Source organism: Saccharothrix sabaoui, assembly GCF_051756985.1.
Taxonomy (GTDB): Bacteria; Actinomycetota; Actinomycetes; order Mycobacteriales; family Pseudonocardiaceae; genus Actinosynnema.
This window is the reverse complement of sequence record NZ_JBPKJK010000110.1, coordinates 17,593-30,861: the sequence shown is the minus strand read 5'-3', so window position 1 is coordinate 30,861 and position 13,269 is coordinate 17,593. Positions and strand designations below refer to the sequence as shown.

10 protein-coding genes are annotated in these 13,269 nt (G+C 73.9%); 5 read left to right on the top strand and 5 right to left on the bottom strand.

The window, feature by feature from the left end:
• Positions 1 to 1,563: vWA domain-containing protein (locus ACR807_RS28385; RefSeq protein ID WP_438924497.1), on the bottom strand; the 1,563-nt coding region annotated here is incomplete at its 3' end.
• Between the two features lie 215 nt (positions 1,564 to 1,778).
• Between ACR807_RS28385 and mgrA the strand changes: the two genes are divergently transcribed.
• A complete protein-coding gene (gene mgrA / locus ACR807_RS28380) occupies positions 1,779 to 2,807 on the top strand; it encodes an L-glyceraldehyde 3-phosphate reductase (protein WP_438924496.1) in 1,029 nt (342 codons plus the stop codon).
• A 176-nt stretch (positions 2,808 to 2,983) separates the two neighbouring features.
• Here the strand turns inward: mgrA and ACR807_RS28375 are convergent, their stop codons facing one another.
• Both ACR807_RS28375 and ACR807_RS28370 read right to left on the bottom strand, forming a co-directional pair.
• Complete coding sequence (locus ACR807_RS28375; protein ID WP_438924495.1) at positions 2,984 to 4,396, bottom strand: sensor histidine kinase; 1,413 nt, start codon at positions 4,394 to 4,396, stop codon at positions 2,984 to 2,986.
• The gene (locus ACR807_RS28370; RefSeq protein ID WP_438924494.1) at positions 4,393 to 5,094 is read right to left on the bottom strand and encodes a response regulator transcription factor; all 702 of its coding nucleotides are present in this window, start codon (positions 5,092 to 5,094) and stop codon (positions 4,393 to 4,395) included. Before ACR807_RS28370 ends, ACR807_RS28375 begins: the two co-directional genes overlap by 4 nt.
• Before the next feature lie 151 nt (positions 5,095 to 5,245).
• Here ACR807_RS28370 and ACR807_RS28365 point away from each other — a divergent pair, with 151 nt between their 5' ends.
• From ACR807_RS28365 to ACR807_RS28355, 3 genes are read left to right on the top strand one after another with little or no spacing between them, the layout of a single operon-like run.
• Positions 5,246 to 6,613, top strand: coding sequence for a ferredoxin reductase family protein (locus ACR807_RS28365; RefSeq protein WP_438924493.1), 1,368 nt, complete (start codon positions 5,246 to 5,248; stop codon positions 6,611 to 6,613).
• Between the two features lie 11 nt (positions 6,614 to 6,624).
• On the top strand, positions 6,625 to 7,083 hold the full coding sequence (locus tag ACR807_RS28360) for an FMN-binding protein (RefSeq protein ID WP_438924492.1): 459 nt from the start codon (positions 6,625 to 6,627) through the stop codon (positions 7,081 to 7,083).
• A 3-nt stretch (positions 7,084 to 7,086) separates the two neighbouring features.
• A complete protein-coding gene (locus tag ACR807_RS28355; protein WP_438924491.1) occupies positions 7,087 to 7,803 on the top strand; it encodes an FAD:protein FMN transferase in 717 nt (238 codons plus the stop codon).
• A 189-nt stretch (positions 7,804 to 7,992) separates the two neighbouring features.
• Here ACR807_RS28355 and ACR807_RS28350 read toward each other — a convergent pair whose 3' ends face one another.
• A complete protein-coding gene (locus ACR807_RS28350; protein WP_438924490.1) occupies positions 7,993 to 9,033 on the bottom strand; it encodes an ADP-ribosylglycohydrolase family protein in 1,041 nt (346 codons plus the stop codon).
• Between the two features lie 206 nt (positions 9,034 to 9,239).
• Between ACR807_RS28350 and ACR807_RS28345 the strand changes: the two genes are divergently transcribed.
• Positions 9,240 to 12,032, top strand: a complete 2,793-nt coding sequence (locus tag ACR807_RS28345) for an AfsR/SARP family transcriptional regulator (RefSeq protein ID WP_438924489.1) — start codon at positions 9,240 to 9,242, stop codon at positions 12,030 to 12,032.
• Positions 12,033 to 12,297: 265 nt separating this feature from the next.
• Here ACR807_RS28345 and ACR807_RS28340 read toward each other — a convergent pair whose 3' ends face one another.
• Positions 12,298 to 13,071 carry an SGNH/GDSL hydrolase family protein gene (locus tag ACR807_RS28340; RefSeq protein ID WP_438924488.1) on the bottom strand — a complete coding sequence of 258 codons (774 nt, stop codon included), beginning with the start codon at positions 13,069 to 13,071 and terminating at the stop codon, positions 12,298 to 12,300.
• Between the last annotated feature and the right edge of the window lie 198 nt (positions 13,072 to 13,269).

Here is a 13,269-nt window from a genome sequence, read left to right as displayed (position 1 = left end):
GTAGGCGACGCCGCCGTGGTCCTCGCCCTCCACGAACTGGACCAGGTTGGTCAGGTACTCGCCCGCCACCTCCGGGGTGAAGGTCAGCTCCGCCGTGAACCGCTCACCGGGCTTGAGCGGCACGCCGAACAGGCCCGACCGCTTCGGGTCGAACTGGAGCGCGGTCTCGCCGACCTGCCTCACGCCCTCCGCCTGGCCGCCGCCCGCGCGCCAGCGCTCGAACAGCTCCCGGCCCAGGTCCACCACCACGGCGCCCTGCACCGGCTTCTCACCGGTCAGCACCAGGTCGGTCCTGGCCTCGCGCTCGGTCGCGTTGCCCAGGGTGAACCAGGACTTCACCGGCTCCAGGACGCGACCGCGGATCGTCTGGAAGTTCTTCCACGCGATGTTGTTGTTGTTCTTGGTGTTCAGCGCGGTGTTCGGGCCCTCCGCGAACGTCATCGGGTCCGTCGCCGACACCCAGCGCGCGAGCAGGCAGAAGTGGCCGGGACCGGGGATGTTCGACCACGGGATCTTCGCCACCGTCACGCCGGCGGGCACGGTCAGCGCCTGCTGCCCGATGGACACCCAGTCGCCGTTCGTCGCGTTGTTCCACGTCGTGCCGCCGCCGGCGGGCGTGCGGTAGACCTTGAGCACGCCGGACGCGGTGCCCGCGCCGTACGGGCCCGGGTTGTTCAGCCGCACGTGGACGTAGTTCGTCGCCCCCACGACGGGCTGGGTGCCCGCGCCGCAGTCCGCGAGCCCCGGGCAGACCTTGATGTCCGGGCTGTTCCACACCGTCCCGTTGGGGTTGGTCTCGACGCCCGTGTCGGCCGCCTGGTCCCGGATGAACACGTCGGTCCGCCGGCAGTCGGACAGCAGCTTGCGGATCGCGTCCGCCGTGCCCGCGCCGGTCGACGTGGTCTGCGTGAACACGCCGCCGGTGGTGGTGGCGTAGTTCTGCATGATCGGCGTGATCACCGGCGTGTAGGTCGCCGACGTCGGCACGTACACCGGGCTGATCTTGATGCCCTTGCCGAGGGCGTCGTTGGCCCACTGCGCGGCGTTGGCGACGTCCACGGGCGCGTGCACGTTGTCGAACCCGCCGGGGCGGGCGTCGGTCACCAGCACGACGAACTTCGTCGCGTTCGACCGCCACGTGCCGTTGAAGTCCGCGTTCTGCGGGCGACCGGCCGCCGCCCGGTTGTTCACGACCGTGTTCAGGGCCTCGTCGGACGCCTCGGGCTCGCTGCCGCCGGCACCCGCGGCGAGCGTGTTGGTGACGTAGTTGACCACCGGCGCCGCGTTGCCGGGCGCGAGGTTCGTGTGGACGGTGACGTTGTCCTTGAACGTCACCAGGCCGAGCTGGTAGTCGCCGCCGGACGCGGTGACCACGTCGCCGATGATCGAGTTGATGCCGGTCTTCAGGTTGGCGATCGCGCCGCCCATGCTGCCGGTGTCGTCGAGGACGAACGCGACGTCGAGGGGACCGCACCTGGACGCGGCGGGCGCGGCCGGGGCGGGGGCGGGCGCGGCCGGGGCGGCGTTCGCGGGGGAGGTGAGCTGGACGGCGGAGACGGTCAACGCGGCGACCGCTAACAGGACGCCGCGTCTGCGGGAGGGACGCATCTGATCTCTTTCCGCTCGCACTGCCGGGCGCAGGGGCCCGGGCGCCCGGACACCGGTGTCCGGGCACGTCAAGCGGATGGTCGGGAGGTCCGCCGAGTACGTGCCGAGCGGAGCAACTTCCGGGCCGGGCGAGTGCGGCGAACGGAAGCCGCGCGTGCCAAGGTGGGGAGGTGGCCCACCAACCCGCTGAACAGCGCTACGACCGGATGACCTACCGCCGCTGCGGGCGCAGCGGGCTGAAGCTGCCCGCCGTGTCGCTCGGCCTGTGGCACAACTTCGGCGACGACCGCCCCCTGGAGAGCGGGCGCGCCATCGTGCGCCGGGCGTTCGACCTCGGCATCACGCACTTCGACCTGGCGAACAACTACGGGCCGCCCTACGGCAGCGCCGAGACCAACTTCGGCCGGGTACTCGCCGACGACCTGCGGCCGTACCGCGACGAGCTGGTGATCTCCACCAAGGCGGGCTACGACATGTGGCCCGGCCCGTACGGGAACTGGGGCTCGCGCAAGTACCTGCTGTCCTCGCTGGACCAGTCGCTGGGCCGGATGGGCCTCGACCACGTGGACGTCTTCTACTCGCACCGCTTCGACCCGGACACGCCGCTGGAGGAGACGGTCGGCGCGCTGGCGAGCGCCGTGCAGCAGGGCAAGGCGCTGTACGTCGGCGTCTCGTCGTACTCGGCGACCAGGACGCGCGAGGCGGCCGAGCTGCTGCGCGCGGCGGGCGTGCCGCTGCTGATCCACCAGCCGTCGTACTCGATGCTGAACCGGTGGGTCGAGCGCGAGCTGCTCGACGCGCTCGGCGAGCTGGGCGTGGGCTGCATCGCGTTCTCGCCGCTCGCCCAGGGGATGCTGACCGACAAGTACCTGGGCGGCGTGCCGGAGGGGTCGCGGGCGGCGCAGGGCAAGTCGCTGTCCGGCGACCTGCTGAGCGAGGCGAACCTGGCGCACGTGCGGGCGTTGAACGAGGTGGCCGTCGCGCGCGGGCAGTCCCTCGCCCAGCTGGCCCTGTCGTGGGCGCTGCGCGACGAGCGCGTCACGTCCGTCCTGGTCGGCGCGAGCAGCGTGGCCCAGCTGGAGGACAACGTCGCCGCCCTCGACGGCCCGCCGCTGACCGACGACGAGCTGGCCCGCATCGAGGAGCACGCCGTCGACGCGGGCATCGACCTGTGGGCCGAATCCTCGAACGCCGGCTGACCACCCACCCGAGAGTCCAACGCCCAGGCCCCGAGAGTCCAACGCCCAGGACCCCTGAGTTCTACGTTCAGGCCTCACACCGTTAGGCGCGAACGTAGAACTCAGAGGGCCTGGACGTACGACTCTCGGGGCCCGGAGGTTGGACTCTCGGGGTCTGAGCGTTGGACTCTCGCGGGTCAGCGGGGGAGGTGGACGGTGAAGGTGGTCGAGCCGGGGGTGCTGGTCAGCGTCACGGCGCCGCCGTGGGCGGCGACCAGGGAGTGGACCACGGCCAGGCCCAGGCCGCTGCCGCCGCGGTCGCGGGTGCGGGAGTCGTCGACCCGGTAGAAGCGGTCGAAGATGCGCGACTGGTCGGCCCGCGGGATGCCGGGGCCCGAGTCCGACACCCGGAGCACGACCGCGCGCGGCGTCGTGGAGACCGACAGCTGCACGGCGGTGCCCGGCGGCGTGTGCACGGCGGCGTTGGTGAGCAGGTTGTCCACCACCTGCCGCAGGCGCAGCGGGTCGAACGCGAGCGGCACCGGGTCGGGCGGCAGGGACAGGCTCAGCGGGTGGGCGGGGCGGGCCGCGCGGAACGCGTCCGCCGCCTCGCGCGCCAGCGCCGCCACGTCGCCGTCGGCCACCCGCAGCGGGGTCTCCACCTCGGCCGAGTCGAGCCGGGCGAGCAGCAGCAGGTCGTCCAGCAGCACGCTCATCCGCGCCGCCTCCGACCGCAGCTTCTCCAGGTGCGACTCCCGCTCGCCCGGCTCGTTGGCCGCCGCGTACCGGAACAGGTCGGCGTACCCGCGGATCGAGGTCAACGGGGTGCGCAGCTCGTGCGAGGCGTCCGCGATGAACCGCCGCAGCCGCTGCTCGGCGACCGTGCGCGCGGCCAGCGACGCGTCGATGTGCTCCAGCATCGTGTTGAACGCCGAGCGCAGCTCCTCCACCTCCGCGCCGCCGTCACCGCCCTCCGCGCGCACCGCGAGCCGCGCCGAGTCGGTCAGGTCGTGCGAGGTGATGTCGTGCGCGGTGCGCGCCATGTCGCTCAACGGCTGCAACCCGCGCCGCAGCACGGCCCGCCCGATCACCACGAACGCGATCAGCGCCAGCAGGAACGCCGCCACCTCCACCAGCACGAGCTGCCGCACGGTGGTCGTGATGTCGTTCATGGGGGCCGCGCTGACCATGACCACGCCGTCGGCGATCTGGCAGCCGCGCAGCCGGTACGCGCCCAGGCCGTCCAGGTACTCGGTCCCGTACGCGGGCTCCTCGCCGCCCACCACGCGCAGCGCCACGTCCGCGAACTCGGCGAGGTCGCCGGGCAGGCCCTCCGGGTTCACCGGCCGCGCCTGGCCGTCGCGCACCTCGAACAGCACCGAGTACCAGCCGTAGCCGGAACTCTTGAGGCCGTTGTTGCGGTCGTACTCCTTCTTCAGCGATATCTGCGTGCTGGTCATCTGGTCGTCCATGCGGCGGGCCAGGTACTCCTGCATGCTGGTGGCCATCACCGTGCCGACGACCGCGAACACGGCGAGCGCCAGCGCGCCCAGGCCCAGCGCGAGCCGGGTGCCCAGGCGGGTGCGCTTCCACCGCGAGCGCAGGGTCACTCCGCGGCTCTCCGCAGCACGTAGCCGACGCCGCGGACGGTGTGGATGAGCGGTTCGCCGCTGCCGTCGTCCAGCTTGCGCCGCAGGTGCGACACGACCAGCTCGACGACGTTCGACCGGCCGCCGAAGTCGTACTCCCACACGTGGTCGAGGATCTGCGCCTTCGTCAGCACGGCCGGCGAGCGGCGCATCAGGTAGCGCAGCAGCTCGTACTCGGTGGGCGTGAGCGTGACGAGCCGGCCGCCGCGCCGCACCTCGCGGGTGTCCTCGTCCAGGGCGAGGTCCGACACCTTCAGCACGGACCGCTTCCACGTCGGCCCCGTCGACCGCCGCAGCACGGCCCGCAGCCGGGCCATCAGCTCCTCCACCGAGAACGGCTTGACCAGGTAGTCGTCGCCGCCGCGGGTGAGGCCCGCCACGCGGTCCGCCGTGCCGTCGCGGGCGGTGAGGAACACCACGGGCACCATCGCGCCCGCCGACCGCAGCCGGTCGAGCACGGTGAACCCGTCCAGGTCGGGCAGCATCAGGTCGAGCACCACGATGTCCGGGTGGAAGTCGGCGGCCGTCGTGAGCGCCGCCTCGCCGCTGCCCGCCGTCGCCGCCTGCCACCCCTCGTACCGGGCGACCGTCGCCACCAGGTCGGCGATGTGGGGCTCGTCGTCCACCACGAGCAGTCGAACCGGGTTGCCCTTGTCCACGTGCCCATGGTGCGGCACCGCTACGCGGGCGGGCGAGGCGATCCGCCGCCGCCGGGCGGATCAACAGCGTTTCGACAGGTCCGCGACAGCCCGGGCTCAGCTTCCCGAAGCAGGCTCGACCGGGGGACCCCCGCCAGCGAGGAGCGTGCACGTGACGACGACCCAGTTCCCGGCACCGGCCGCCCCGGTCGCGCGCCCACCCGCCGTGCGGCCGGCGGTGGTGGCCCGCGCCGGCCTGTACGGCCTGCTGGCCGCGAACGCCGCCGCGGTGGCGGTGCTGTTCCTCCAGGCGGGCCTCGGCGTGAACGCGCTGATCGCCGTCGGCCGCCTGACCGGGCTGTGCGCGGCGCTGCTGATGGCGTTCCAGCTGCTGCTCGTGGCCCGGCTGCCGTGGCTGGACCGGCGCCTGGGCATGGACCGGCTCACGTCGTGGCACCGGTGGACCGGGTTCTCGCTGCTGTGGCTGCTCGTGGCCCACTTCGTGTTCGTCCTGCTCGGGTACGCGCAGGTCTCGGAGCTGCCGCCGCTCGACGAGCTGGTGCTCGTCACGACCACCGTCGAGGGCGTCCTGCGGGCGGTCGTGGCGCTGGTGCTGATCATGGTGGTGGGCGGGGTGTCGGCCCGGTTCGCGCGGCGGCGGATGGCCTACGAGACGTGGCACTTCATCCACCTCTACACCTACCTGGCCGTGGTGCTGGCGTTCTCGCACCAGGTCGCGGTGGGCACGACGTTCACCGCGTCGCCGTTCGCCACCGCCTACTGGTGGGGCGTGTGGGGCGTCGCGCTGGGCTCGGTGTTCCTGGGCCGGCTCGTGCTGCCGCTGTGGCGCAACCTGCGGCACCGGCTGCGCGTCGAGGCCGTCGTGCCCGAGTCCGACGACGTCGTCTCGATCTACGTCACCGGCCGCGACCTGCACGGGCTGCCCGCGCGGGCGGGCCAGTTCTTCCTCTGGCGGTTCCTGGTCAAGGGCCGCTGGTGGCAGGCGAACCCGTTCTCGCTGTCGGCCATGCCCGATGGCCGGACGCTGCGGCTGACCGCCAAGGCCCTCGGGGACGGCAGCGCGTCGCTGCGGGCGCTGCGGCCGGGCACGCGGGTGTTCGCGGAGGGGCCGTACGGCGCGTTCACCGCGCTGCACCGCACGAAGCGGAACACGCTGCTCGTCGCGGGCGGCGTCGGCGTCACGCCGGTGCGGGCGCTGCTGGAGGAGCTGGACGGGCACGTCGTCGTGGTCTACCGCGTGTCCAGGCCGCAGGACGCCGTGCTGCTGCACGAGCTGCGCGGCCTCGCCCACGCCCGCGGCGCGGTGCTGCACGTCGTGACCGGGCCGTCGAACGCCCCCACGCCGTACGGGCCGCCGCTCGGGCCGGGTGCCATCGGCAGCGCCGTGCCGGACGTGCGCGACCGGGACGTGTTCGTGTGCGGCCCGCCCGGGATGACGAGTGCCGTGCTCCGGACCATGCGCGAACTGGGCGTGCCGAAGAACCAGGTGCACGCCGAGCGCTTCAGCCTGGCGAGTTGAGGGAGAACGACGTGAAACGAGCCGTGCCCGTCCTGCTGCTGACCGCGGCCGGCCTGGTCCCGCTGTGGCGGTTCGAGCCGCAGCCGCAGACCGTGACCGCGGTCGAGGCGACCACCGGGGCCCCGGCGCCCGCGGCGACCGGCGCGCCGCCGCCGTCGTCGTCGTCGTCCGGGGCCGACCCCACCGCGCAGGAGCCCGCACCCGCGAACGCCGTGCAGACCGTGGACGGTGCGCTGATCGGCACCCGGCACGGGGACGTGCAGGTCAGGGTGGTCTTCGAGGGCGACCGGATCACCTCGGTGACGATGCTCCAGCAGCCCGACAGCGCGCCGACGAAGAAGGCCGTGCCGATCCTGGTGCGGGAGGCGCTGACCGCGCAGAGCGCCGACGTGGACACCGTGTCCGGCGCGACCACGACCAGCGAGGCGTACGCGCGGTCCCTCCAGGCCGCCATCGACGCGAAGGACTGAGCCGTGCGCCGCGTGGAGCACGTCATGGGCCTGCCGGTCTCGGTCGACCTGCGCGACGGGGACCCCGCCGCCGTCGAGCGGGCGTTCGCCTGGCTGCGCGAGGTCGACGCGAGGTTCAGCCCGTTCCGGCCGGACAGCGAGGTGTGCCGGCTGGACCGGGGCGAGCTCGACCCGGCCGGGGTCAGCGACGACCTGGCCCACGTGCTGGACCTGTGCGCGCACTACGAGCGGGCCACCGGCGGCGCGTTCAGCGCCCGCGTCCCCGGCCGGCCCCTCGACCCGTGCGCCGTGGTCAAGGGCTGGGCCGTGCAGCGGGCCGCCGACCTGCTCACCGGCGCGGGCGCGACCCGCCTCGTGGTCAACGCGGGCGGCGACGTCGCCACCGCGGGCGGCCCGTGGCGCGTCGGCCTGCGCCACCCCCTCGACCCCACCGCCCTCAGCGCCGTCCTCACCGTCACCGACCGCGCCGTCGCCACCTCCGCCCGCTACGAGCGGGGCGACCACGTCCTCGACGCCCGCACCGGCCGCCCGGTCGTGGACCTGCTCAGCCTGACCGTCGTGGCCCCCGACCTCACCACGGCCGACGCCACCGCCACGGCGGCCTTCGCGATGGGCGCGGAGGGCGTCGAGTGGGCCGCCGCCCAACCGGGCTGCGAGGTCCACGCGGTCGACGCCGCCCACCGCGTGCACCGCACGCCCGGCCTGCCGGTGGCCACCTGACGATCCCGGCACGTGGGCCGCCTGTCACCGGCCGCATGCGCCCTGCTACGGTTCCGCCACGGGTTTTCCCGCTCCACGGCAGGTCAGCCGGGTTTCGCGCTCGGGGCGTGCCCCAGTGCAGACCGCGTGGAGAGCCGGCCTCGGTCGCACGCATTCGGGAACGTGCGTGCCGAGGCCGGCTTTTTCCCGTTACCGGTACCTGCTGTGGTCGAAGTCCTGGCCCGTCACCGAGCGACCCAGGTCCGAGCCCAGCTGGGTGAGCAGGTCCACCAGTTCCAGCCCGGCCAGCCAGTCGCGCGGCAGGGCGGCGGTGCCGTGCAGCGCGCCCAGGACGTTGCCGGTCAGCGCGGCCGTCGCGTCGCTGCCGCCGGAGTGGTTGGCCGCCGCGCGCAGCGCGTCCACGAACTGCGACCGCTTCGGGTACACGAGCACCGTGTGCACGGCGATGGCCAGCGCCTCGGGCCCGGTCCAGCCGCTGCCCAGCCGGTCGACGCGCACCGACTCGAAGCCGAGCGCCCGGTGCTCCTCGGCGAACACCACGGCCCGGTTGAGCGTGTTCGCGGTGTACGGGTCGTCGCGCAGCACCCGGCCGATGACCTGGTCCACGGCCTCCCGGAACGGCCGCCCGCGCACCGCGAGCAGGTGGATGAGCAGCGCGAACGCCCCGCCGGACACCCAGCCGCCGGTGCCGCCGTGGGTGAGCGCGGCGAACCGGCAGCCCAGGTCGTAGGCGATCTCGGCGCTCGGCGCGAACCCGGCGGGCGCGGTGCGGGTCACGCCGTTGCAGCCGGACGACTCGTTGTGCGGCTGCTCCGGGGTGGGCGGCGTGTCGGCGGCCAGCGCGCGCAGGCACGTCAGGCCCGGCGACCGGCTGGAGTACAGCCGCTCGTCGCCGATCAGGCCGGTCGTGCCGGGCTCGGGCGCGGCGAACTGCTGGGTCAGCAGCCACCGGCGGTAGCTGTGCCACACGGTCTCGATCGGTTCCCACTCGCCGGTGGCCTGCCCGTGCACCCACGCCCGCAGGTAGCCGTCCGCCGTGAACAGCGTCAGCTGGGTGTCGTCGGTGACCAGGGCCGGTCGCGGCGGTGCGAGCACGCCCTCCGGCCCGTGGTCGCGCTGGATGTCCGTCCACCCCAGGTACTGGACGGGCGCGCCCAGCGCGTCGCCCAGCGCCCCGCCCAACAGGCAGGCGGCGCCCCGGTCGACCACGGCCATCGCCTCGCGCGGCACTTGCCCTCCTGCACTCGCCCGGAACCCGGCCGGAGGCCGGGACTGTCGGGGCCAGAACCCTAGCCGTCGCGTCGCCGCCCGGTCATGGGAGCACGCTGGTTGAGCATGCAACATCTACTCGCAGGTATCCACCGGGCCCCTTGGTGCACCTGATCCAGTGACCGGGTCGTGAGCCAGTGGCGATGAACGCGGGGCGGGGGAGGGGCATGGCCGACCGGAGCAGGAACGGGCTGGAGTTCGGTGTCCTCGGACCGTTGCAGGTGCTCGCGGACGGCCGGCCGCTCGTCATCGGCCGCAAGGGGATGCGGGGCCTGCTGGCGATGCTGGTGCTGGAGGCCAACCGGGTCGTCACGATCGACGAGATCGTGGACAGCCTGTGGGTGGACGACCCGCCGGCCACCGCGAGGACGATCGTGCACGGGTACGTGTCGCGGCTGCGGCGGATGCTGGAGCAGGCCGACCCGGCCGGGTCCGCGCGCATCCTGACCACCCCGCCCGGCTACCAGCTCGCGGTGGACCCGTGGCGGCTGGACTTCCACCGGGCGCGGCAGCTCGTGTCGTCCGCGCGGGGCAAGCCGGCGGCGATCCGGGCGCAGCTGCTGCGCGAGTCGCTCGGGCTGTGGCGGGGGCAGGTGCTGGCGGACGTGCCGGGCGAGCCGATCACCACGGACCTGGAGGAGCTGCGGCTGGCCGCGCTGGAGGAGCGCGTCGAGGCCGAGCTGGAGCTGGGGCGGCACCTGGAGCTGGTGGGGGAGCTGCGGCAGCTGGTGACCGAGCACCCGTTCCGGGAGCGGCTGGTCGGGCACATGGTGCGGGCGCTGTACCGGTCGGGGCAGCGGGCCGACGCGCTGGAGGCGTACCAGCGGTTCCACCGGCGCGTGGTGGACGAGCTGGGCATCGACCCCGGTCCCGGCCTGCGGGTGCTGCACGAGCAGGTGCTGCGCGACGACCCGGCGCTCAGCTCGCCCGGCGTCGCCGAGCAGGTCGTGCCGCCGCGCGCCGGCGTGGTCGTGCCGGCCCAGCTGCCCGCCGCGGCCAGCGGGTTCGTCGGCCGCGACGAGGAGCTGGCCTGGCTGGACCGGCTGTGCGACTCGCGGAACCCGGCGGCGACCACGATCGTGGTCGTCAACGGCGCGCCGGGCATCGGCAAGAGCGAGCTGGCCGTCACGTGGGGGCACCGGCGGGCCGAGCAGTTCCCCGACGGGCTGCTGTTCGCCCCGCTCAACGGGTTCGCGCCGGACCGGGAGCCGGTGGAGCCGCCGGAGGTGCTGGCCCGGTTCCTGCTGGCGCTGGGCGTGCCCGCGGACGGCGTGCCGCGCGACCTGGACGACCGGGTCGGCCTGTACCGGTCGGTGCTGGCCCGGCGGCGCGTGCTGGTGGTGCTGGACGACGCGTGGGACCCGGAGCACGTGCGGATGCTGCTGCCGCCGGGCGCGGGCTCCGTGGTGCTGGTGACGTCGCGCCGCCGGCTGGAGTCCCTGGTCGTCAGCAACGGCGCGCGGATGCTGACGCTGGACACGCTGTCCGAGGACGAGTCGGTGCGGCTGGTGGACGAGGTGGTCGGCAAGCCGCTGTCGGACCAGGAGCCGGTGGCCACCCGGATGCTGGTCGAGCTGTGCGGGAACCTGCCGCTGGCGCTGCGGATCGCCGCCGCCAAGCTCGTGTTCAGCCCGGAGTGGACGGTCGAGGACCTGGTGGCGCGGCTCGCCGACGACGACTCCCGGCTGCGCGCCCTGGACCTGGCCGACACCGGTGTCGGCGTGGGCCGCGCGCTGGCGGTGTCGTACCGCAACCTGCCGCCGGAGCTGGCCGAGACCTTCCGCGCCGCCGGGCTGGTGCCGGGCCGCTGGGTGAGCCCGCACGCCGTCGCCGCCGTGTGCGGCATCGACCTGGGCACCGCCGCCGGGCGGCTGGCCGACCTCGCCGACGCGCACCTCGTCGTGGAGCAGTGGCGGGGCGGGTTCGTGCTGCACGACCTGGTGCGCCTCTACGCCCGCGAGGTGCTGGGGAAGGACGACCGGCACGGCGCCCTGCGCCGCCTGCTGGAGCACTACCTGGCGGCCTGCGACCACGCGCGGCGGCTCATCCGGCCGGTGTCGGACGGGCTGGAGTTCACCGGCCCCACGGCGGCGCGGCCCGCCACCGCGGCGCAGGCGCTGTCGTGGTTCGACAAGGAGTGGGCCAACCTCACCGCGCTGGTGCACGCCGGCGCCGAGGCGGGCCTGCACGACCACGTGTGGCGGCTCGTGCGGCTCGTGCACACCTACTGCGTGACCAGGCTCGTCGGCCGCGAGTGGCACGCCGTCGCCGAGTTCGGCCTGGCCTCGGCGCGGGTGGTGGGCGACCGGCGCGGCGAGCTGCTCGTGCTGCACGCCACGCAGGACGTCGACAGCCGCACCGGGTCGTTGCGCGGCAGCCTGGAGCGGGCCCGGTTCGCGCACCGCCTCGCCGCCGAGCTGGGCGAACCCCGCTACCTGGTGATGACGCTGGACAAGCTGGCGCTCGCGCTGCGCGCGGAGGGGCGCGACGCGGAGGCCCTGGCGCACCACCGGGAGGCCGTGGAGATCGCCCGCCGCGAGGGCGACGCGATCAGCGAGGCCACCGTGCTCAACAACCTCGCGCAGACCGAGCAGCGCCTGGGGCAGCGGGAGACCGCGGCCCGGCACCAGGTCCAGGCCGTGGAGCTGTACCACCGCAACGGCGACGAGCGCGCCTACGCGGTCGCGGTGAACAACCTGGCCGAGCTGTACGCCGAGCTGGAGCTGCTCGACGAAGCCGAGGAGCACGCCCGGCAGGGCGTCGAGCTGGCGCACGGCGGGTCCATGCAGTTCGAGGAGGCGTTCGGCCGGCAGGTGCTCGGGTCCGTGCTCGCCAGGCGGGGCGAACGCGTCGCGGCGCAAGCGGAGCTGGCGGAATCGCTTCGGCTGTTCGAACGGCTCGGCTCCCCGCGCGCGACGTTGGTCCGAACGGCCCTTGAAGCGGTGACCACCGGGGTTTAGCCACCGTTTAGCACGATGGGGCCGGATCGTGGGAACTTTGAACAGCGCTGATCACCAGTGGTGCGTCGGCGCGGGGTGGCGCTGGGGAGGGGGAACCCAGGGGGGACGGCCACCTCACCCGGTCGGGGCGGCGTTCGGGGGAGAGCGCCGGCCCGGCCGGGGCCCTTCAGCGGTGGCCGGTGCCGGATTCCGGGGGCCGGATTCCGGGGGCCGGGCTCCGCGTGCCGGGCTCCGCGTGCCGGGCTCCGGCGGTGGGTGCCGGGCCTCAGCGGTGGTCGGTGCTGAACGACGTCAGCTCGGGCCGCTTCGGGGCCAGGCCGTCGCCCATCGACTCACCGCGCAGCTGGCGCCCGATCCACGGCACCACGTGCTCCCGCGCCCACTTCAGGTCGTGCCGGCGCTGGGTCATCCAGTGCTCGTCCGCCGGCGGCGGCCACGGGGTGTTCCACCTGTCCTCGGGCGTGAGGCCCAGCACCTCGGCGGCCCGCAGGGCGACCCGGCGGTGGCCCTCGGCGGACAGGTGCAGGCGGTCCCCGCTCCACGCGCGCCGGTCCTGCAGGACGGTCATCGACCACAGGTCGACCACCTTGCAGTGGTACCGCTCCGCCACCGACCACAGGTGGCTGTTGTAGATCGCGACCTTGCCGCGCAGCGAGCGCAGCAGCGGGGTGTGCTTGGTGTCGAAGCCGGTGAAGACGAGCACCTCGGCGCCCGCGGCGCGCAGGTCGGCCACCGCGATCTCGTAGACCTCGGCCACCGCGTCCGGGTCGCTGCCGGGCACCATGATGTCGTTGCCGCCGCCGCAGAACGTCACCAGCTTCGGCTTGAGCGCCACCGCGAGCGGGATCTGCTCGTCGACGATCTCCTGGAGCACCTTGCCCCGGATCGCGAGGTTGGCGTAGCGGAAACCCCGCTGCTGCACGGAGATCATCGCGGCCAGGCGGTCCGCCCAGCCCACGTACGTGCCGTTGGGCCCGGGGTCGTCCATGCCCTCGGTGAAGCTGTCGCCCACGGCGACCAGGCTGTCGAGTTCGCGCATCGTGCCTCCCCTCCGCGCGGCACCCCCACGGCCGCGCGCACGACAGCATGCAACGCCATCTCGGTCCCACGCCACCGGCTATCGGTGACGCTGTCACCGAAGTGTCACCCAATGGTGTTAATCAGTGTCGACATTGGGTGATTCACCAGGTTCAGGACCCTTCGGGTGCGTCGCAGATCACGCCGCCCGCCGGACAGC